Below are 21,258 nucleotides of genomic sequence, written 5' to 3'. Positions count from 1 at the left end.
GTCCGAATGGATATAATGCAAGCCCTTGATGCCATCTGGTCGGCGCGTTGGCCGCTTCTAGATGGCTTTGGCAATACAATCCTAATTTCAGCTGTGTCGATCCTGCTGGGCACGCCCCTCGGCGTCGGCGTCGGACTGATTCTCTCATATGGAAACAGAGTCTTACGGTTCGTCGTACGCCTATATTCCGATTTCCTGCGTGGCACGCCGGTCTTCGTACTGATTCTTGCCTGTTTCTATATTCTATCGATAGTAGGAATTCAGCTTTCAGCCTTTCAAGCAGGTGTCTTCGCGCTCACACTATTCTGCTCATCGCATGTCGGAGAAATCGTTCAAGGCGCCCTGAAGACCATCCCCAAGGGTCAGACTGAGGCAGCGAAATCTGTGGGACTGACATTTTTTGGAACGTTCTTCTCAGTGCTCCTTCCGCAGGCACTTCGAATGATCCTGCCTACCTGGGTGACCACTGCCACTGAAATTGTGAAAGCTTCGACGCTGCTCTCGGTCATTGGCGTGGTCGAGTTATTGCTGGCGACGCAGCAAGTGATCTCCCGCACATATCTTAGTCTCGAACTCTATTTCTTTGCCGGACTTGTCTTCTTCCTTATCAACTTTGCGATTGAAAAAGCCGGACGCTTCGTCGAGCGCAAAGTCTCGCTGCCCAACTGAGGTTCACATTGACTATTCCCGTTCTAGAAATCACAAATCTGCATAAAAAATTCGGCGAGGTCGAAGTGCTCAAGGGCATCGACCTAACCATGCAAAGTGGTAATGTCGTGAGTCTGATCGGCTCGAGCGGATCAGGAAAGACAACCCTGCTCCGCTGCGTTAACCTGCTGGAAGACTACGAGGATGGCGTCGTCGCTGTTGAGGGGGAACAGATCGGTTACAAGCAGCACAAAGGTCGGCGCATCCGGCTTAAAGAAAGGGAAATCGCCCGCCAGCGCGCCATGACCGGCATGGCTTTCCAGCATTTCAACCTTTTCCCGCACATGAGCGCGATACATAATGTCATGCTGGGTCTGATCAAAACTCGCAAGACCCCGAAGGACGAAGCCTACGCTGCCGCCGAAGGTTGGCTGGACCGTGTGGGCATGAAGAATTGGAAGGATCATTACCCGGGCCAACTTTCCGGTGGCCAACAGCAGCGCGTCGCCATCGCCCGCGCGATCGCCATGAACCCTGTGCTCATGCTCTTTGACGAGGTGACCTCCGCGCTTGACCCGGAATTAGTCAGCGAGGTACTGGCAGTCGTCAAGGATCTCGCCTCCGATGGCATGACGATGCTCTTGGTTACTCACGAGATGCAGTTCGCTCACGACGTGTCGGACACAGTCGTCTTCATGCAGGATGGACGCATTGGCGAGCAAGGTCCGCCCGAACAACTCTTCCACAATCCGAAGTCAGAGCGTCTAGCGGCATTCCTCAAAAGTTCAAAGTTTTGAATAAGGGTAAAACATGAGTATTAAAAGATACGGTGTAAACGAATCCAAGGGCTCCGGGCGTCAGGCGCTGCCGTTTGCTAAAGCGACAGAGGCCGACGGCTGGCTCTATGTTTCTGGCCAGACGCCGATGGTAGAGGGTGAGGTGATTGACGGTGGAATTGTTCCACAGGCCCATCAGGCGATCAGCAACATGATTTCGATAGTGGAGGCAGCTGGCTATAGCGTTGCTGACATCATGCGAGTAGGTGTCTGGCTCGACGACCCACGCGATTTCTGGAGCTTTAACAAGATCTTTGCCCAGTACTTCGGCGACCACCCCCCAGCCCGAGCCTGTGTTCAATCCGCAATGGTCGTCGACTGCAAGGTCGAAGTTGACTGCATTGCCTTTCGCAAGACGACCTGACCAAAATGCCCTGCAGAGGGCACACCCAACGAAGAAATGGCCGGTACCTGAATGAGCAATGTGAAATCTGCCTCTCCCACCAGAACGAAGGAACGCGGGCTGGAGCGCGCCTTCTTGATCCTCGACTACCTTTGCATAACCAGCGAGCCACAGCGACCCATCGATATTGCAACCGGCATGGGGGCACCAAAGTCCTCAATATACGAACTGGTCGGCCTGCTGACGGCAGCAGGTTTACTGGAACGAACTGACTCTGAAGGACGGGTTTTCCTCGGACGCAAGCTGCACTACTGGGGGCTAAACTATTTGAAGCACTTCGACATAATGGGTCTTGCCCGACCAGTACTGGAATGGATCACGGATCAGACGCGGGAGACATCACAGTTATGTATGCTCGAGCGAGATAAGTACTTCGTAGCGATGATGAACGAGGGTAACCGACCGTTCAGGATCAGTGCTGATGTCGGTGAACGGACGCCCATCCCCTGGACTGCGTCGGGCCGTTTGCTTCTCGGCAACCTTTCGGCGGAGGAGATCTTGGCGCTGATTCCACCTGAGGACTTTGTAAGTCCCCACGGGGGCCATATTGATCCTCAAGAGTTTGTCGAAAGCGTGCAGACGGCCTGGAACGAGCAATTTTTCTCTTTTGACAGCATCGCTGACAATTTCACCCATTGTTTTGCGGCACCAGTTCTAGATGCCGAAGGAATTTGCCAGAGCACCGTCTGCATCATCGCCCCCAAGCAAGACGCGATGGAAAACTATGCTCTTTATCGCGCAACTCTCATTCAGGCTGGAAAGAGATTGTCGCATCTGCCCAATTTTCAGACTCCTAAATTTAAGGCCCAGTTGCGAGATAACCTGACAGCCAAAACTTAAGGAAGTCTTTAGAGGATGAGTAGAATTGTGAATGATCACAAACTTGCTCTTCAGCAATGCCATTACTCTCATGAGATTAGCTGATGCATATCAACGATATCGACACTCCCTCTGTTCTAATCGACCTCGACCGGGTCGAAGCGAACTTGAAACGCGCGCAGGATTATGCCGATACGCATGACCTGCCTCTTCGGCCTCACGTGAAAACCCACAAGCTTCCGGAAATGGCTCAGAAACAGGTAGCTCTAGGAGCGATCGGCATCACTTGCCAGAAGATCGGCGAGGCCACAGCAATGGCCGATGGTGGGCTGACCGATATTTTCTTGCCCTACAACATCATCGGCACTTCCAAGCTCGACAGACTGGTCAACTTACATGCCCGCGTGACTTTATCAGTTACCGCCGATAGCACCGATACAGTCGCGGGTTACGCCGCCCGGTTCGACGCAGCCGAACCCCTGAATGTCCTAGTGGAATGCGATACCGGCGCGGGGCGCTGTGGTGTGCAGACTCCGGAAGAAGCGGTCGAGCTCGCCCGACAAATTAACGATGCACCAGGACTGATCTTCGGCGGGTTGATGACGTATCCCCCCAGGGGCAACATTGCCGAAGCAGATGCCTGGCTGCATAAGGCCAAGGCCGCGCTGGAGTCGGCGGGCTTGCCACCTAAGGTGATCTCTTCCGGAGGCACTCCCGATATGTATCGCGCCGCCGAAGGAACGGCCACGACCGAGTACCGACCCGGCACCTACATCTATTCCGACCGGATGCAAGTCGCTTTCGGCGTCGGGACTCTCGACGATTGTGCGTTAACGGTGAAGGCCACGGTGGTCAGCCGCCCCAACGTAAATCGCGCAGTAATCGATTCCGGCTCCAAGGCACTGGCTGCCGATGCGGTGCCAGCACCGTACAAAGGCTACGGACATCTGGTGGAGTATCCGCATGCTGTGATCATCGCTCTCTCCGAGGAGCACGCGGTCGTTGACCTGTCCGCCTGCGAGGACAAACCATTAATTGGCGACACAGTACGTGTAATTCCGAACCATGCCTGCGTCGTCACCAACCTTTTCGACATGGTCTACCTGGTGCGTGGTGATACCGTCGAGCGGGAGGCCAAAATCACGTCACGCGGAAATCTGCGGTGACCTCATTCATTTAACGGTGGCATTTTCCCATTGGGGATGAGGATAATCTTACAATACTGCCCGGTATGAGTTGACATCGGGTAGGCGCCGGGGTCACCCCCAGCGCCCTCCCACACCACTGGGCTGCCTGTTGCTTGCCAGGCACTATCGCGCGGCCCTCTTCGCCTCAATCGCGGTGCCCGGTGGTATACTACTCAGCACCATGATGAAGCTGGGCTTTGACCGCCCTCGCCCGGATCTCGTCCCTCATGAAGCCATGCTCTACACCGCAAGCTTTCCCAGCGGCCACTCAATGATGTCTGCCGTGACCTACCTCACCCTAGCAGCGCTGCAAAATCAGCGCTTTTTGGGCGTTCTGTAAGGCAAATAGCCGTTTAAAAGCCAGCGTAGAATATTACGCGGTTCAATTACCGGACAAAAAATAACTTTAGTCAAGGCTAACGAATAAGCTTAACCCTATAGAAACAAAGAATTAGCTTGTAGTAGAACAAGGTGCGGTCTATCAGTCACCTTGCTACTTCCTGAGGATTTCATAAGGCCAGGATGAGGCCAGCTTTTACGTTTTAGCAGGGTATTAACTATATACAATGCGCGTCGACACTTTATGCGCTAACATCAGCTCACGGAAGCTGGTTTCATACAGCTTAACGGGTCAACTAATGGATTAATAGAGGCAAATAGCATGAGCAAAGGAAAAGACAGTAAAAAAGACACTAAAAAGAAACCCCTTCTAACAGCCAAAGAAAAGAAAGCTGCTAAATCATCAAAGAAAAGCGAAACCAACGTACTAGGTAACTAAGCGAACCTAACTCAGCACTACCGCTCACTGCTAAGACTAAATAGCAAAATACAGTAGTGTTAGGCGTTGCTTTTGATAGAACGAAACTTTGTTACCTTACATAATTTCAAACAGTCCCTTCATACTCTTGCCTTTCACTTTTAATTGACCACTACACAAACCACGCCAATAAAAACTGCAAAGGTAAGCGGGCATATAAATACAGCCTGGGTATATCAAAATATTGCTCAGGGTATAATGCCAGATTTATATCGGCAGGATATCTGACGGTGTTTTTCAGCTTAGGGAGACTCAGCAGCTGTTGCACCGCTACACGCGGCAACACGCTTGCCCAGCGTCCTGTGTAAACCTTAATCGCCACTCCAGAACTCACCTATATAGCGAATGGTTTCACAAATAAAGTCTATATTTACCTTAAATAAAAAAACGCTCAGGAAAACGAGGTGGAGAGGAAGGTAAACCGCCCAACCACGCTCTCGTAAATCAAGGGCTCGACCTCAAGCGAACAAGCAGGCATGGTGAGTATTATTATCCACCATCAGCGAACCAACAGGAGGTTACTCAAATGCCGCACTCTCTTACTCAAAACCTGTCTCAAAACCTAGGCAGGATGGGGCTATTATCGCTCTTGGCGTTGTCTCCCAATGCCTTCAGCCAACAACAACCGGGGGCAGCCTCCGGTAATGATGTCACTACCGAGTCGTTCCAGGACTGGGAAGTCCGTTGCCAGCGTAATGCCGAGGGCCCGAGCCCTTGTGCGATGTCGCAATTGATCACTCAACCTGACAGCGACCAGCCCTTGATGCAGGTAATTCTCGACTACCCGCCTCAGATCGATGACCCGGTGATGAGCTTCTTCGTGCCGCTGGGGGTACGTCTGGCCCCGGGCTTGCAATTCAGTGTGGATAACGCTGAGCCAGTCCAATTCCCCTATCAGGTATGCCAGGAGCAAGGGTGCCGTGCTGACGTGCCCATTGAGTCGTCGATGTTGCAGCAACTCCGCAGTGGCAATACAGCAACCCTCAGCATGATTAGTCCACGCGGTGAACGCATGGACATAGATATTTCACTGCTCGGCTTTACTGACGCCAGTACCCACATCGCGCCCTGATCTTAGGGGCCTTAACCGACAAATCCGGCTTAAAAGGGCCGGCAAGTCTACTCAGCCGTTGCCAGCAGGCGTATGTTTACGCCTGCTGGCGTGGTGGCAATTACAGAGGTTACGCCTTCATCATAAGCCAACTGCCATCCCGCACCGAGGCTACCCGCTAACACAACTACTGGAACACCCATTTCCCGTGCGCAGCGGGCAATGCCAATTGGGGTCTTCCCTGCCATACTTTGACCGTCTAGCCTTCCCTCGCCGGTAATGACCAAATCGACAAGCTCAAGTCGTTGTCGAAACCCGACCTGGGTCATCACCAATTCAATACCTGGACGCAGCTCCGCCCCGAGAAAGGTGCGTGCCGCGAACCCCATCCCTCCGCAGCCCCTGAACCGGGTAATTCACGGAAGTCATTTCCCAGAGTCTCAGCCACCTTGCTGGCGAAATGTGCTAGTGCAGCATCCAATATGACGACATCTTTTTCGCTAGCGCCTTTTTGAGGGCCGAATACAACACTGGCACCGCGCTCACCGACCAGCGGATTATCTACATCCACGGCGGTCTCAACGATCACCTCAGACAGACGCGAATCAAGTCCATCAAGCTCCACTTGAGCAAGATTGATCAGAGCCGCCCCACCGGGCGACAGAGGTCGTCCTTGGTCATCAAGCAATCTTGCCCCTAAAGCCTGCAGCATGCCTGCACCCGCGTCGTTGGTCGCACTCCCCCCTAGCATGAGTATTATGCGCTTAGCACCCGCGTTCAGAGCGGCGATAATCAGCTCACCTACCCCATGGGTGGAGCTATGCAGTGCCGTGCGCTCCAGAAGAGTCAGGTGCTGCAGACCACACGCTTCAGCCAGTTCAATATATGCTGTGAAATTAATGGGATGCCAGCCCCACGCTGCCTGACGAAGTTCTCCCAAAGGTCCCTGCACCGTCTGTTAATGCCGCTCCGCTCCTGCTCCTGTAGCGTCAATCAAAGCATCCAAAGTACCTTCCCCACCATCGCCCATCGGGCAAGCATCATACTGTGCAGATGGTAAAGCTCTACAAATACCGTCAGTGATCGCGCTGACGGCCTCGCTAGCCGAGAGAGCATCTTTAAAGCTATCTGGCGCTAGGATGATGTGCATCGCTCACCTCCTCTAGGTTCTCCTTAGGATGGCGTGCCGAGCGGCGGGTGCTGTTTCGCAGCATTGGCGTTACCGGGAGCATGATGTGCTCCGTATTAATGTCGATCTGATTGATTTGTGCCATCAGTAGCTCAGTAGCCTTCAAGACCATTAATTCCACCGGCTGTTTCAGGGTTGTCAGGGAATGACTCGGCCAATCAGCCATCGGTATATCGTCGAAACCAATGACCGATACGTCATCAGGCACTGCAAGCCCGAATTCATGCCGCAAGGTATCAATAGCAGCGATTGCCATCAGATCGTTAGCACAAAACAGCGCATCCGGTGGTGTTGAATTAGCAAACAGGCGCCTCGTTGCATGGCAGGCATCTGCGTACCGGTAGTTACCGACCTCCATCGCATAGCAATCCACACCCACATCGGCAAGTCCTTTCAGAAAGCCGGCTTGCCGCTGGAGGTCGGTGGAAGAGTCTGGCAACCCTGCCAGATAGGCAATACGGCGATGACCAAGGGAGGAAAGGTAGTGACCTGCCCAATACCCCCCGCTGTAGTTATCACTGCCGACTTGGCTTATACCATCAAAATTGACAGTACGATTGATGACAACGAAAGGAATACCAAAATTCGCCACCTCCTCTGCCTGGGCGCTATCCATGGTTATCGCCAGCATCAGCACCCCCTCGACTTGGCTTCTAATTATGTCGTCAATTACCGTAGCGAAACCGTTATCTGACGGAGCAAAGAAAAGCTGAAGATGGTAGCCCTGTTGCTGAAAGTAGCGTGACGCCTTTTCCAGCATGACACTGTAGAAAGGATTTTCGAGGCTGTAAGCCACTACAGCAATGGTACGACTCGATCTGGTAATCAGCGAGCGCGCAATGGAGTTGGGGCGATATCCTAGCTCCCGGGCTGCCTCCAGCACCCTTTTGCGCGTTTTCTCCGCCACCTTGGCATCAGCTGAAAAGCTGCGACTCACTGCTGACTGAGACACACCAGCTAACTTCGCCACATCGCGGGAGGTTACGGATTTTCTTTTCATGCATCACGCTCCCAGAGGGCCGTTTAGATTATATACAGCCCGATTCATCAGAACCAAAGGCAGTGACTTACCGTACTCACTCTCAAACCTTTTCAAGAGACCGATACTGGTCGATCTTTTTCACGTAAACTTTGCTGTTATCTAATGCTCCTTGCACTTCATCATCGGTTAGCTCTCTGACCACCTTAGCGGGCACACCCATAATTAACGAGCGTGGAGGGAATCGTTTGCCCGAGGTGACCAAAGCGCCGGCACCTATGATGCAATGATCACCAATTTCTGCGCCATTGAGTAAAGTTGCGTTCATGCCCACCAGTACGCCATCGCCGATTTTACAACCATGTAACATGGCTAGGTGCCCTACGGTCACCTGACAGCCGATGTCGACCGGGTAACCAGGGTCGGTATGTATCACACAGCCATCTTGCAGATTGCTGCCTTCCCCGACGGTGATAGGTTCATTATCCCCTCGTAGCACTGCGCCAGGCCAGACAGAGACTTCGTGAGCAAGATGAATACGCCCGATAAGCGTAGCTTCTTCCATCACCATGGCACCTGGCGCTATCTCGGGAACGTTACCTTCGAGTCGATATACTGGCATTAAGTACTCTCCCTAGAAGCCGACTTGGTCGCCACCTTTAAGTTGAAGTATCTCGCGTGCTTCGTCGGGCGTTGCTATTTCAAAGGAAAGGCCTTCGAGAATTTCGCCTACTTTGGCTACTTGTGCTGCGTTGCTTTCGGCTAACTTGCCCGGAGAAAGCCATAGTGAGTCTTCAAGGCCGACGCGAACATGGCCTCCAATGGCTGCCGCCTGAGCAGCAATCCGCATCTGGTTGCCTCCGGCACCCAGCACTGACCACTCGTAGTCATCACCGAATAAGCGGTTGGCGGTTCGGCGCATATGCATAACATCCTCGGGGTGGGGGCCGATACCGCCCAGGATGCCGAACACACTCTGCACGAAGACTTTTCCACTAATAATGCCGCGATCCATCAAATTGCGTAAATTGTAAAGATGGCCAATATCGTAGCATTCACATTCAAAGCGAGTGCCGTTCTCTGCACCAAGTGTCATGGCCTTTTCGATATCAGCGAAAGTGTTCTTGAACACTAAGTCGCGACTATTCTCAAGATGGGCGCGCTCCCAATCGTGCTTGAGATCCTCATATCGGTTAAGCATGGGAAAAAGCCCAAAGTTCATCGACCCCATGTTCATAGAGGCAAGCTCAGGCTTAAACTCCATGGCTGGCCGCATACGTTCCTCAACGGTCATGTGAGGGCTGCCACCAGTGGTAAGGTTGATGACCGCGTCGGTAGCTTTCTTGATACGCGGTAGAAACCGCTCGAAGACAGCTGGATCTTGTGTGGGCTTACCGTTATCGGGATCGCGGGCATGAAGGTGAAGTATGGAAGCGCCTGCCTCAGCGGCAGCGATACCAGCCTCGGCAATCTCTTCAGGTGTTACCGGTAGGTGTGGCGACATGGAGGGCGTATGGATGGCACCGGTTACTGCACAGGTGATTATGACTTTACGTTTATTAGCCATCAGAAGTTTCTCCTAGTTAAAGTGAAAAAGTTATTTGGTATCGATATGGCGCTGATGAGCCATCAGCGCCATTAGGCGTCGGTCGCGCCAAGCTTGTCGCTCAGCTAGACCTTCGGAAGGTAGCTGTGACCGGCGTTCTTGGCCCAAGGCAGCCAGGGTTGCGGTATCCCAGGGGTCATCATCGCTGCGCTGACGGTCGACATCGCGGTAAAGTGGCCCATAGCGCTGGCCGTAATCGACGACTCCATTAGGCGCATTGAGGTCGATGGTCTCGAAAGGCCCCATAAACGACCAACGCAGGCCAAGTCCGTGTTTAACTGTCTTATCCAGATCCTCAGCGGAAACATAGCCATCGCGAAACAGGCGTAGCGCTTCGTTCAACAATGCGCCTTGCAAACGATTGAGAATGAAGCCTTGGACTTCCTTCCGAACCAGTATCGGGGTTTGCTGAGCCTGTTCCATCAGTTGCATGGTGCGGTTCACCGCTGCTTCCGAAGTGTCAGGTGATGGGGCTACTTCGACGAGTGGAATCAAGTAAGGCGGATTGACGGGATGTGCTACTAAGCAGCGCTCAGGGTGTTTCAGATGGTTTGTGAACCGAGACGCGGCGATGCCGGAGGTAGAGCTAGCCAACACGGTATCTATGGCCACCACCGACTCAAGTTCTGAATAGATACGTCGTTTGGCATCAATGTCTTCTGGCCCACATTCCTGAACGTACTCAACATCCCTCATAGCATGCGCCAGATTGTTTTCTGTCTGGATGAGAGATAGCGGAACCTCAATATCTTCAATTAGGCCAGCCTGAAATAAGTCTTGAAGAGACTGCCGAATGCCGTCTCGGACTTGGCTGAGAGCGCTAGCATCAACATCATAGAGACATACAGACATCCCGCTTCGTGCAAAGACAATGGCCCAAGCCCGGCCAATCAAGCCTGCGCCGATAATTCCTATACGTGCTGTCATGAGGCTGCTCCTATATCAGTCACAAAGACTCAACGTTGGCGCAGACACTCAGCGCCTGGCCTGAAACATTGGAACCACCAGGTGCCGACAGGAACAGAGCCATAGACGCTATGTCGGAGGGTTCAACCATGCGTCGCATAGATATCTTAGAAAGATTTTCCTGCTCCATTTCGGCATAGCTAAGCCCACGCTTGACCGCACGATCTTCAATGACCTTTTCGATACGCGGTCCACGCACGATGCCAGGTAGAATTGCGTTGACTCTCACCCCTTCTGGGCCGAGCTCAATTGCCAAGCTCTTAGTCAGTCCGACGACAGCCCATTTGCTGGCGGCATAAGGAGTGCGGTATGCAAAGCCCAGGCGACCTGCGACTGATGCCAAGTTGATCAACAGCCCCTGGCTTTCCTTCAGTAACGGCGTCGCGCGGTGAGCAACCCGGTACTGACCATTGAGATTGATGTCGATAGTACGGGTCCAGGCGTCATTATCGATCTCATCGATCCCCGCAGTGGGCCCTGCGATGCCAGCATTATTAACGACGACGTCAAGCCCACCCAGAGAGACGACATCTTGGAACAGCCGGTCGACGTCTTCCTCTTTGCTGACATCCGCCACAGTGTGTGAGATGCCCTCCGGCAGCGAGGCCAAGGCCTGGGTGTCGATATCACAAACGTGCACTCGTGCGCCCGCCTCCTGGAAGGCCTTAGCGATTGCTAAGCCGATACCATTGGCACCAGCGGTAATCAGCACTCTGAGGCCATGGCGTGGCGTTAAACTTTCTACAACGGTCATAAGGTTTCTCTCCTTGGAGGGGTTTACAGCGAAGGCAGCCAAGTAGACAGGAAAGGCAGCAGGCTGATAATCAGAAGATTGATGAGTACGATTCCTACGAAGGGCAGTACGGACCAGGTGAGTCGAGCGATACTAATATTAGCTATCTGTGATGCCACGAAGAGGTTAAGGCCGACCGGTGGGGTGAACATTCCCATGGCCAGGTTGACCACCATTATGATCCCGAAGTGGACAGGGTCGAATCCGAAGCTGATCGCAATGGGTAACAGGATAGGCACGAAGATCAGGATCGCCGCTGCTGCCTCAATAAACATTCCTGCAAACAACAGCAGGAGATTGGCCAGGATAATGAACAGTAGTGGGCTGTCGATGGCCGATATTGCGAATTGGGACACCATATCAGGCACCCTTAGCCGCTGAAGCATACGACCATAGAGTCCTGCAGCGCCGATGATGCTTAGCACAATAGCGCTGGTAACAGCCGATTGTTTGAGGATATCAACCAGGCTGCTCAGTTTGATTTCCTTATAGATGACAAACCCGATCAGGAAAGAGTAAGCCACCGCGATGACTGCGGCTTCAGTCGGCGTGAATATGCCACTGTAGATACCGCCCAAGATGATGACTGGCATAAGGATTGCCAGGATCGCCTTGCGCCCCGCCCGCAGGACGTCCATCCAAGAACTCTTTTCGATACTCCCAGCCAAACCATTCGCCTTGGCGAAGAAGTAGGCAAAGATCAGCAGAGTCAGCGTTACTAGGATGCCGGGCAGAATGCCTGCGATGAACATGTCCCCCACGGACACATTGGCAGCTATCCCGTAAAGAATCAGCGGGATGCTGGGCGGGATAATGACGCCGAGGGCGCCGGAGGCAGCTTGGTTGGCGGCGGTATAGCCTCCAGGGTAACCCTTGGCCAGCATGGCCGGTATCAAGATGGAGCCGATGGCAGCGGTTGTGGCTGCGCCAGATCCTGATATGGCCGCGAAGAAAAGTGAAGTGACGATGGCCACCATCGCCAAGCCGCCCGTCATACTGCCGACCAGGGTGTTGGAGAAGTCGACCAGACGCCGGGATATTCCACCGCTCTGCATCAAGGAACCCGCGAGGATGAAGAAGGGTATCGCCATCAACGGGAAGGAGTTCACCGAAGCGATGAGCTGTTGGGGAACAATCAACATGGGTGATAAATCCCCATGCCAAATAGTTATCGCAGAAGCTAGCCCGAGAGAGAGAGCAATGGGTACGCCGATGATGAACAGCGAAATCAGCAGTAGGAACAAGAGCAGTGCCATGGTCAGTTCACCTCCTGCTTGGGCTGATTGTGAATATTGAGTGCCTCATCAAGCAACAGCCCCAGGCTATTGATCATGATAACCACGCCTCCAACGGGAATGGCCATGTAAGGCCACATCATAGAAATTCTAGTACTGGGTGCTGTCTGGCTGGCGACCCGATCCATCAGGTCGTAACCGTGTTTAATCAAGATAAAGGCGAAGAGAGCGGAACACAGGATGATGGCAATTCGCAGCAGGCGCGCCAGTGTTCTTCCAGCGTGTTCCAGTAAGATGTCCACGGAGATTAGTGTGCCCTTGCGATAGGCATATCCAGCTCCGAGAAAGGTCAACCAGAGCATGGAGAAGCGGGCTATTTCATCTGAGAAGAACAGCGGGCTGCCTACGACAAAACGGGCAAATACCTGCCAGAAGATAAGTACCGTCATCACTAACAACAATCCGGCCAATATCCAGCCGATCAGACGGTTAAACTCATCAATGGCTCTGTGGGCCAGTAGTAGATAAGACTTCATGGCTGCCTCATGCGTCGGAAAAGCGCCCGCAGGACGTCGTGTTACCTGCGGACGTTGTGGGCTCAGTATTCGTAATTGACGGCAGCGTCGACCAGATCCTCACCGATGGTGGGGGCCCATTCTTCAAGGACAGGTTTGACCGCTTCGCGAAACGGGGCAAGGTCGGGATGGGTTACGGTCATGCCCAATTCTTCGAGTTGCCCGAGGTAACGCTGTTCTAACTCCTGGCTGGCCTCACGCTGTACCGGCAAGGCAATCTGGGCCGCCTCCATGATGATCGCCTGGTCTTCTTCGCTGAAAGAATTGAACAGATCCAGGCCCATCATCAGTGGCGCTGGCGAATAGACGTGTTGTGTCATGTTCAGGTAGTCCTGAACTTCGTAGAAGTTAACGTCATAGATGGTGGCCAAGGGGTTTTCCTGGCTATCCATAACACCTTGCTGGAGGGCGGTGTAAACCTCGGTCCATGCCATGGGTGTCGCGTTAGCACCCAGTGCTTCCCAGGTATCGACCTGGACGCGACTTTCCTGTGTGCGGTGGTTAATGCCTTCCAGATCGCTGGGTTTCTCGATTGGACGTACCGAGTTGGTGTTGTGGCGGAAGCCGTTCTCCATCCACGCCAGAAACTTCACGTTCATGCCTTCCTCGGCCAGCCGTGCGAGCTCCTCGCCATGCTCGCTGTCTAGAAAGGCATAGGCATGCTCGTGGTTCTCGAAGACGTAGGGTAAGTCAAAGAGCATGAATTCATCGACGAAGCCTCCCATCGGACCGGTGGAGGAAATGCCCGCATCGATGATGCCAAAGCCCATGCCTTCAACGACTTCGCGTTCAGCACCCAATGCGTTGTCGTAGTGGGGCTCAATGGTCAGTCGGCCTTCTGAGAGGCGCTCAAGCTCGTCACCAAACTTAAGAACCCCAATACCCTGCTGTGAGTCAGGGCCGAGCGGTAGACTCACATTGATAACACGTTCTGCTTGTGCAACAGCTTGGGTTGAAGCGGCCAAAGCGATGGCAGCGGCCAAAGATGTGAGCGGAAGAAAAAGCTTCATACAGCACTCCTAGTTGTAATCCAGCAATAACGCTGTGCGTATTGTCGTTGTAGTCTGTCAGTTGCTTCATACGGGCCTCAGCCGTGATTCTGCAATACTGCTCAAGCCCAATTGAAGTTATAGTAGAGAATGCATACGTATGCAAAAATGTTGGAGATATGCCTTTAAAATCTAGTTGTATCTAACTGATTAAAAAGGAATATACTTTAGTATTAGCCGTGAATACGTAGTCATATATGTTTAACAAATACGGGGTTCATTATTAATATAAGCAGAGTGAAGTAATACGCAAGCTTCCCTGGATTACTTTTTAAAAGGTAATCAATAGCTTATAAGCAAAACGTTGAATGAAGGCAGAGACTCTGCCCCCAATACAATACACCCCACTGTCCGAGACAAAATCTGTCAGGCCTGACTAATGAACAGAAACTCATTTCACTGGGATGCATAGTGCGGTGCTCTTAGATTGCTCTGAGTTGTTGCGTCAGCAGTTTATGGGGTTTCGGTAACAACGAGTTAGAATGTCAGCTTTGAACGGTAGCACCCATACAGGAATTTCCTGTTTCGGCCAGAAGCCGCCATTGAGACTTTCCTGATGTAACGCCAACATTCAGCAGCGGCCTTTACGTAGCGAAGCGGAGAAAAGGCCATCCGGTGGAGGGCCGAAGGCCCAGAACGAACTAGAACTAATGGTTAGATTAAAACAATATCCGCACGGCCTGAGCTGCCTGATGGGGAATCAAAACCGTAAGAGGTGGAGCCTAATGAGGTTTCGCGAGCAGGTGCTGAAAGTCGCCGCCACGCTCACCATGCATGCATTGCGGGTGACCTTGCACCTGGGAGCCGCCGCCGACAATTGGTGGCCAACCCTAATGCGAGGAGGGCCAAGATTGGCCGCATTGTCCTAACCGCCACCACGACCGCCTTTCTTAAGGCATCGTCCAGTGGTCGAGGGGGCCGTGAGCAAGCGCCCCGCCCTCTTTACTTGATATTATAAGCGACAAGTATTTAGAGAATAAATGAGCATATGTGGCGGTGCTGCCATGTCGTTGGCAGAAGAATAAGAACCGGAAGCGTGCGATCAGCCACTTTAACAAGACCGTGATGAATCACACGGGTTACCAGTTGACGGTTATGACCACGCTGATCATTGGGGTGAAGAAAACAGGTCTGTCCCCATTTTTGTCCCCCATTTTCGATACCGGAAGCGAAATGCAGCCGTTGGTCTAATGTTAGAAGAATGGGTATGTGATTTTCGACCTACGGACATGACTGATGACTGACTACTTTGTTCAGGCGTTTATCTACCTGGTGGCAGCGGTAATCGCGGTGCCACTGGCCAGACAGTTCGGGCTGGGGTCGGTACTCGGTTATCTGGTGGCCGGTGTGGTCATAGGACCGGTGACAGGACTGGTGGGTCAGGAGGCCCTTACTCTTCAGCATTTTGCCGAGTTCGGCGTGGTAATGATGCTGTTCCTGGTGGGGATGGAGCTTGACCCAAAATCCCTCTGGGCCATGCGGGTCAGGCTGCTCGGTCTTGGCGGCCTGCAGGTCACACTGACTGCAGCCGCCGCCACCTATTTTGCTTGGTCCCAGGGGATGGCCTGGCAAACAGCCGTGGCAGTAGGGTTTCTCTTCTCCCTCTCTTCAACAGCGATTGTCTTGCAAACACTTACCGAAAGGGGGCTAGTCAAAACCGAAGGTGGCCAGAGTGCCTTCTCAGTGCTGCTTTTCCAGGACATTGCAGTGATTCCCATGCTGGCCGTTATCCCGCTGCTGGCCGTGTCCGAAATGTCCGGTAGTGGCAGCGAGGGCGGGCATAGCAGCCTCAGCCTGGTTGAGAACCTGCCGGGCTGGGCGCATGGGCTGGCCGTTGTCGGCGCGATCGTGATCGTGATTATCTGTGGCCATTACCTGAGTAGGCCGCTGTTCCGCTACGTGGTGCAATCCGGCATGCGGGAAGTATTCACCGCCGCGTCCCTGATGCTGATTATCGGCATCGCGGCGCTCATGAGCCTAGTGAACCTCTCACCTGCGCTCGGCGCATTCCTGGCCGGTGTGGTCCTCGCCAACAGCGAATTCCGGCACGAGTTGGAAGCCAATATCGAACCTTTCAAGGGGCTACTGCTGGGGCTTTTCTTCATGACCGTAGGCGCGGGAATCAATTTCGGCGTTCTGGCGGCTTCATGGGATACGATCTTTCTTCTCGCCCTGGCGGTTATCATTGGCAAGACGCTGATTCTGTTTGGCTTGGCTTTCGCATTCGGCATCCGCGGCAGTGAAGGCTGGTTGTTCAGCCTCGGGCTGGCCCAGGCCGGTGAGTTCGGGTTTGTGCTGCTGACCTACAGTACCCAGAACCAAGTTATCCCTGCAGACACCGCTCAGGTGCTGTCACTGGTGGTGGCCCTGTCCATGTTCCTGACACCGCTGTTGTTCATTGTCTATGACCGGGTGGTGCTGCCACGCTATCAGAAGGCTTCCAATGAAGAAGCAGAGCCGGACGAGATAGAAGAGCAGGCCCCGGTGATCGTGGCAGGGGTCGGCCGCTTCGGACAGATCGTGTGTCGTTTGCTTCGCGCCAACAACATTCCCAGCGTAGCCCTGGACCATGCTCTGGATCAGATCGAAAATCTGCGCCTGATCCAACTGAAAAGTTACTTTGGCGACGCCACCCGCATCCAGCTACTGGAAACCGCCGGCATTGCCGAGGCACGCCTGCTCGTCGTCGCCATCGATGACCGCGACCGGGCCGTGAGCCTGGTGCGTCACGTCAAACAGCTTTACCCAGAGGTCTGGATACTCGCCCGCGCCTTCGACCGCGGCCATGGTTACGAGCTGCGTGAAGCCGGCGCCGACGACGTGGTGAGCGAGACCTACTACTCCGCCCTGGAACTCGGCGGCGAGGCCCTCACGGCCATGGGCGTCCACCCACAACGCGCGCGCCGGATGACCCGCTCCTTTATCGCCAGCGAAAAAGCCCACGAAGATCAACTGTTCGACACATGGCGCAATATAGAAGAAGGCATCCACTTCAGCCCGCGCTACGGGGAGTTGTTCATGAAGCTCGAAGAGGCATTGGATCATGCCATGCGGGAGGACGTACGGCTAACCGAGGACGAAACACTGGCATGGACACCACCAAAGAACAATGGTTGATCGCGAAAACAAAGAGATACTAGAAGGCCGTCCCACGTTTGGTTGCGTCTTTTAATTGTCGACGCGCATCAGCGCTTATCCGCTTCTTGGTTGCGGCGTCGCTGCCGGTAGCCATAAGTAGCGTTTCTGACGGTTTCTTCATCTTCTAATCCGGCCCCCAGGGCACCAGCGATGGTGGCAACCGAAGTCGCGAGCCAAGCAAGGGCAGTATAATCTAGAAGGCTGGCCGCTTGGCCGAGTTGCTCTTCCAGCATGTTGGCCGGAATGAAAACGAGGACCGTGAAACAGAACAGACCCAGTAGGATCGTATAATAGAATATAACCCCAGTACTTAGCGTCAGTACAGTGACCGTATTGTAGAGGCGAACCAAGTGTGGCAGTGGGGAGTTTCTTATCGACTCCCAAAGAGAATGCGCAAGTATGATCCAGGCGATCATCGCCACCATGGAGACTCCCATCAGAAGAACAAGGCGAGGCCAACCATAATTGGCGCTGAGATTCCAAAGGGTGGGAAACACTAGGCCATAGGCACCGGTCGCGAACGCTACGGCGATGACGCCTTTGAAAGCAGGAAAGATGGTCCAGGGGCGGTTGGCGCGAACCATGCCGGCCAGGATGCGAAGATTGCCGTTAATCCATGAATCAGCAATGAAGCGTACGTCGAAGGACTCTCCCTCGCCCGATCGCGTGACCCGCCGTATCGGGAACAACTTCTCGTAGAGGCGTCTGCCCAGTAGTTGCCAGGCACCTTTGCCACGCAGGCTCTCGTGAACTTTATAGGATTGCTCAGTACGCTGCTCTTGGCGAGCACGGTCCTCTTCCGAGCTGCCATGATGCAATTCGTTGACCAGTTGCAGAATCGCTTCGCTAAGGCGACGGCGTACCGCGGTAATGCCGAAAGCGGGTAATGAGATTATTGCAACGCCATGCACCATGCTGGTTTCAGCTATCACGAAGCGTCCAGACTTGTGGATCGGCAAATCGGTAATGCAAATCGCGTAGTCCCACTGCTGATGCCGCTTGTATTCGAGAATACTCCCGATGATATAGGTGGAAACCTCTGCAGCGCCGATCAACGGATCAACGATGAGTTGAACCTCCCAGCTCAACCGGTCATCTACGTAGTTGGCCAGAAGTTCGGGTAACTGGTCGATTACCTTTTCGGCCATCTCAGCGGACATCTCCGGAGCAGGTACTAGGCCCACCACTTTTCGGCATGGGTTAACCGTCTGGATCCCTTCTGCTGCGGGCTGCTTGGTGTAGACCTCGTTTTGAGCTTTGGTCATAAGCGCTCCTTGACGACGTAGCTAGCGGACTTAGGAGTGGGACCCTGTAAAGCCCGCCTAGTATATCCAAGCTTAGATGAAGATCAGCATAGCGCGACTCTCGCTATAGTCATTGGAGAAATTGAAACCGGGCCCCATCAGCCGGCCATGCTCGCTGCCCTATCTCTACCCCAAGAGATTAGATGACTGGGTCCATTAAATGCTGGCATCCCTACCGGACGCTCCACGATTACCCCATTCCGCGTTTCAAGCCGGTAGATAGTATTAAGACTTTTACAACGCCGTGGAATCGTCGTGGGCATGTCTGATCCGACGAACCCTCCACCAGATCAACAGCATCACGACGGGTACCAGTACCGACATCACCGGTGTGACAACATCGTAAATGAATGGAATTCCCTTCAGGAAATAGCCTGAAAGACTCACGACGTAATATGAAATTGCTGCCACAGACAAGCCTTCAACCGTTTGCTGAAGACGCAATTGCAGCTTGACTCGGTTATTCATCGACGCCAGCAAGTCCCGATTCTGGCGTTCCAGTTCGACATCGACCCAGGAGCGCAGTAGTGAGATGTTTCGGGTCAGTTCGTCGGAGAGCTTGGCCTGGCGCTCTTTAACCGAAAGGCAGGTTCGCATCGCAGGCGCAATACGGCGCTGAAGGAAATCCCGCCAGGTGAAGTATCCGGATACGCCCTCCTCCACTAGCGCTGCCAACCTCTCTTCAACAATCTCGTAGTAAGCCCGGCTGGCGCCAAATCGATAGAGATTTGCAGCAACGCAGGCCTCCAGTTTTGCCGCCAGACTGGTCAATTCTGACAGAAGGAGGTGGTTGTCACGCCGCGCTTCCGAGTTCGTCGACATCTCATCAGTCATCATGGCCAGTTGTGACTCCATGCTTCGCAGCTCCTTCGTCATTGACCTGGTCAATGGCAACGACAATAAGGCCAAAGTCCGATAGGTCTCAATCTCCAGAAGACGTTGCGCCAGCGCCCCCGCTCGCGCGGGTTTCAAATCACGCGCAAGGATCAGGATGTGCGTCAGGCCGTCTTCATCCTGTCGGAAATCGGTCAGGATGGCAGCGTTCCCACTTTCTACCAGCGAGTAACAAAGGCTGGAAGGATCGAAGCGATCTACCTCCTTCTCAGTATCTGAATTCCATGGAAGAAAGGTCAGGCGCACGCCCGATACCACCGGGCCGGGAGGGATGAATCCATGCTTGAACGGATTCTCGCCGCATGGTTCTCCGGTTTCGGGATCAAGCTCGGCACACCACAGATACGTCGAATACTCCGAGTGCTTTTCACAATGCAGGTCTCCGTCTTCCCAGGCCAAGCCATGAAATGACGTAGATTGGTCAGGCTCAGCCACGCGGAGACGACCAGACAACTCATTCATTGCCAACTTATCCTTGGTCAGATCTCCTCCCCTCATGAAAGCGAACTGCAACATCTCCCTCGGGGCCTGAATCATGAGGAGTGGGCGTGCATGCACTTCGTTCACGGCCGCAGCCCTGTCGGCATAAGCCGGCATTCCATACACCGTATCGCTTGAGGCCGGCTGATCGTTCGGATTGTGGATCGACTCGGCCATAATGACCTCGGTTGACGGGTAAAGGAAATACAGAGCGGGACTCTAGTAACACTATAGCTCACTACGCGAAGCCCTATGTGCATACCGAAGCCCTGACCGGCTTATACCGACATGGCGAAGTCAGGTAAAACGAATTGACCGATTTCCTCAACGACCTCGCCGGCAGGTCGTTGGCCGTATTTCAAATTGATAATCACATGGTTTACGCCGATCTCCTGCAAACTGTGGAGCAGCGCAATAAGGTGATGCCGTCCCAGTTGATACCCCAAGTGGATCGGCCGTGGGGGTGTCTGCGGGTTATCTGTCAGGTCGAGGTAAAGTGACTGGCTGAAGGGTTTGAACAGCTCGCCACATTCATCACGAACCGCCGTGCGCCAGCTCTCGACAACCACTTGCTGGGACTTCGGGGGGCGCGGATAACTGATCCACCCATGACTGTAGCGGGCGATCCACTCCAGCGTCTGGCGGCTATGGCCGGTCACGAAGAATGGAATTTCCGCTGTGGTTGGCTTGGGAATCAGATCGGCTCCCTGAAGCGTCCCGCCCGACCAGGTCAAAGGCACGAAACTGCTGAGCTGAACCTCGCGAAATACCTTGAGGTATTCGCGGAACAGGCTGCCGCGTTGCTCCGGGTCGACACCGAACGCCGGGAACTCTACCGGACGGTCACCGGAAGCTACGCCGAGTAACAGACGGCCACCACTGAGTTGATCGACACTCGTTGCGGCCTTGGCAGTGTGCAGGGGATTACGGATTGGCAGGATGACCGACGCGGTACCCAGCGCAATCGAGCGAGTATGTGCGGCCATAAAACCCAGGTAGACCCAGGGATCGAACACCTGGCCCGAATCCCCGAAGCTGGGGTCGCGTAACGGCACGTCCCGAAACCAGAGAGCAGAGAAACCCAGTTGCTCGGCACGTTGGGCCAAGCTCACCTGGTTGGCCATAGTCGGCATATCGCCGGTAAAGGCTTCGAGAGGGAAGAAAAGGCCTAGGCTCAGGCGGCCCTGGCGGTAGGTGCGCTGAAAGCCAGGTTGTTGCTGATAGGGAATGGAATTCGGAGTAAACATGCTCTTTCCTCCACTTATTCCCGCTGCAAGGCGGCGAGACAC

At 53.8% G+C, this 21,258-nt stretch carries 20 protein-coding genes and 2 pseudogenes; 10 read left to right on the top strand and 12 right to left on the bottom strand.

What is annotated here, in order from left to right; genetic code table 11:
• Positions 1-6: 6 nt before the first annotated feature.
• From YERSI8AC_RS10240 to YERSI8AC_RS10210, 7 genes are all read left to right on the top strand, one after another.
• Complete coding sequence (locus YERSI8AC_RS10240; protein ID WP_027959181.1) at positions 7-669, top strand: amino acid ABC transporter permease; 663 nt, start codon at positions 7-9, stop codon at positions 667-669.
• Positions 670-677: 8 nt separating this feature from the next.
• Positions 678-1,445, top strand: coding sequence for an amino acid ABC transporter ATP-binding protein (locus YERSI8AC_RS10235; protein ID WP_269318346.1), 768 nt, complete (start codon positions 678-680; stop codon positions 1,443-1,445).
• A 13-nt stretch (positions 1,446-1,458) separates the two neighbouring features.
• Positions 1,459-1,848, top strand: a complete 390-nt coding sequence (locus YERSI8AC_RS10230; RefSeq protein WP_101148361.1) for a RidA family protein — start codon at positions 1,459-1,461, stop codon at positions 1,846-1,848.
• 51 nt (positions 1,849-1,899) lie between these two features.
• Positions 1,900-2,727 carry an IclR family transcriptional regulator gene (locus tag YERSI8AC_RS10225; protein ID WP_159176689.1) on the top strand — a complete coding sequence of 276 codons (828 nt, stop codon included), beginning with the start codon at positions 1,900-1,902 and terminating at the stop codon, positions 2,725-2,727.
• A gap of 83 nt (positions 2,728-2,810) precedes the next feature.
• A complete protein-coding gene (locus YERSI8AC_RS10220; protein ID WP_159176688.1) occupies positions 2,811-3,872 on the top strand; it encodes a D-TA family PLP-dependent enzyme in 1,062 nt (353 codons plus the stop codon).
• Positions 3,873-3,942: 70 nt separating this feature from the next.
• Entirely contained in the window at positions 3,943-4,233 is a 291-nt protein-coding gene (locus tag YERSI8AC_RS10215) for a phosphatase PAP2 family protein (protein ID WP_236561335.1), read from the top strand.
• A gap of 1,003 nt (positions 4,234-5,236) precedes the next feature.
• Positions 5,237-5,782 carry an invasion associated locus B family protein gene (locus tag YERSI8AC_RS10210; RefSeq protein WP_159176687.1) on the top strand — a complete coding sequence of 182 codons (546 nt, stop codon included), beginning with the start codon at positions 5,237-5,239 and terminating at the stop codon, positions 5,780-5,782.
• Positions 5,783-5,829: 47 nt separating this feature from the next.
• Here the strand turns inward: YERSI8AC_RS10210 and YERSI8AC_RS10205 are convergent.
• The 9 genes and pseudogenes from YERSI8AC_RS10205 to YERSI8AC_RS10165 all read right to left on the bottom strand — a co-directional run bounded on the left by YERSI8AC_RS10205 (position 5,830) and on the right by YERSI8AC_RS10165 (position 14,114).
• Positions 5,830-6,911 (bottom strand): annotated as a pseudogene (locus YERSI8AC_RS10205) (glycerate kinase).
• Positions 6,886-7,950, bottom strand: a complete 1,065-nt coding sequence (locus YERSI8AC_RS10200; RefSeq protein ID WP_008957891.1) for a LacI family DNA-binding transcriptional regulator — start codon at positions 7,948-7,950, stop codon at positions 6,886-6,888. Before YERSI8AC_RS10200 ends, YERSI8AC_RS10205 begins: the two are co-directional and overlap by 26 nt.
• An 82-nt stretch (positions 7,951-8,032) precedes the next feature.
• Complete coding sequence (locus YERSI8AC_RS10195) at positions 8,033-8,551, bottom strand: gamma carbonic anhydrase family protein (protein WP_159176686.1); 519 nt, start codon at positions 8,549-8,551, stop codon at positions 8,033-8,035.
• 12 nt (positions 8,552-8,563) lie between these two features.
• Positions 8,564-9,496 carry a 3-keto-5-aminohexanoate cleavage protein gene (locus tag YERSI8AC_RS10190; protein WP_159176685.1) on the bottom strand — a complete coding sequence of 311 codons (933 nt, stop codon included), beginning with the start codon at positions 9,494-9,496 and terminating at the stop codon, positions 8,564-8,566.
• A 30-nt stretch (positions 9,497-9,526) separates the two neighbouring features.
• Positions 9,527-10,462, bottom strand: a complete 936-nt coding sequence (locus YERSI8AC_RS10185; protein ID WP_022523773.1) for a 3-hydroxyacyl-CoA dehydrogenase — start codon at positions 10,460-10,462, stop codon at positions 9,527-9,529.
• A 19-nt stretch (positions 10,463-10,481) separates the two neighbouring features.
• Entirely contained in the window at positions 10,482-11,255 is a 774-nt protein-coding gene (locus YERSI8AC_RS10180; RefSeq protein WP_022523774.1) for an SDR family oxidoreductase, read from the bottom strand.
• A gap of 23 nt (positions 11,256-11,278) precedes the next feature.
• Positions 11,279-12,550 carry a TRAP transporter large permease gene (locus tag YERSI8AC_RS10175; protein WP_008957886.1) on the bottom strand — a complete coding sequence of 424 codons (1,272 nt, stop codon included), beginning with the start codon at positions 12,548-12,550 and terminating at the stop codon, positions 11,279-11,281.
• Positions 12,551-12,552: 2 nt separating this feature from the next.
• The gene (locus YERSI8AC_RS10170) at positions 12,553-13,065 is read right to left on the bottom strand and encodes a TRAP transporter small permease (protein ID WP_159176684.1); all 513 of its coding nucleotides are present in this window, start codon (positions 13,063-13,065) and stop codon (positions 12,553-12,555) included.
• Between the two features lie 62 nt (positions 13,066-13,127).
• Positions 13,128-14,114, bottom strand: coding sequence for a TRAP transporter substrate-binding protein (locus YERSI8AC_RS10165; protein WP_159176683.1), 987 nt, complete (start codon positions 14,112-14,114; stop codon positions 13,128-13,130).
• 668 nt (positions 14,115-14,782) lie between these two features.
• On the opposite strand from YERSI8AC_RS10165, the pseudogene YERSI8AC_RS10160 reads away from it, so the two are divergent.
• From YERSI8AC_RS10160 to YERSI8AC_RS10150, 3 genes and pseudogenes are all read left to right on the top strand, one after another.
• Positions 14,783-15,022: pseudogene (locus YERSI8AC_RS10160) on the top strand (IS1380 family transposase); the annotation flags it as partial.
• Positions 15,023-15,143: 121 nt separating this feature from the next.
• Entirely contained in the window at positions 15,144-15,344 is a 201-nt protein-coding gene (locus YERSI8AC_RS10155; RefSeq protein WP_053857072.1) for a hypothetical protein, read from the top strand.
• Between the two features lie 45 nt (positions 15,345-15,389).
• A complete protein-coding gene (locus YERSI8AC_RS10150; RefSeq protein ID WP_022523779.1) occupies positions 15,390-17,270 on the top strand; it encodes a monovalent cation:proton antiporter-2 (CPA2) family protein in 1,881 nt (626 codons plus the stop codon).
• 68 nt (positions 17,271-17,338) lie between these two features.
• Here the strand turns inward: YERSI8AC_RS10150 and YERSI8AC_RS10145 are convergent, their stop codons facing one another.
• The 3 genes from YERSI8AC_RS10145 to YERSI8AC_RS10135 form a co-directional block, all read right to left on the bottom strand.
• Entirely contained in the window at positions 17,339-18,556 is a 1,218-nt protein-coding gene (locus YERSI8AC_RS10145) for a hypothetical protein (protein WP_022523780.1), read from the bottom strand.
• A gap of 273 nt (positions 18,557-18,829) precedes the next feature.
• Entirely contained in the window at positions 18,830-20,146 is a 1,317-nt protein-coding gene (locus YERSI8AC_RS10140; protein ID WP_022523782.1) for a DUF3422 family protein, read from the bottom strand.
• Between the two features lie 101 nt (positions 20,147-20,247).
• Positions 20,248-21,216, bottom strand: a complete 969-nt coding sequence (locus YERSI8AC_RS10135) for an LLM class oxidoreductase (protein ID WP_022523783.1) — start codon at positions 21,214-21,216, stop codon at positions 20,248-20,250.
• Between the last annotated feature and the right edge of the window lie 42 nt (positions 21,217-21,258).

Origin of the sequence: Halomonas sp. 113, assembly GCF_904067645.1 — a bacterium.
Lineage (GTDB): Bacteria > Pseudomonadota > Gammaproteobacteria > Pseudomonadales > Halomonadaceae > Vreelandella > Vreelandella titanicae.
The sequence above is the reverse complement of the archived record's forward strand: the minus strand, read 5'-3'. Positions and strand labels throughout refer to the sequence as shown.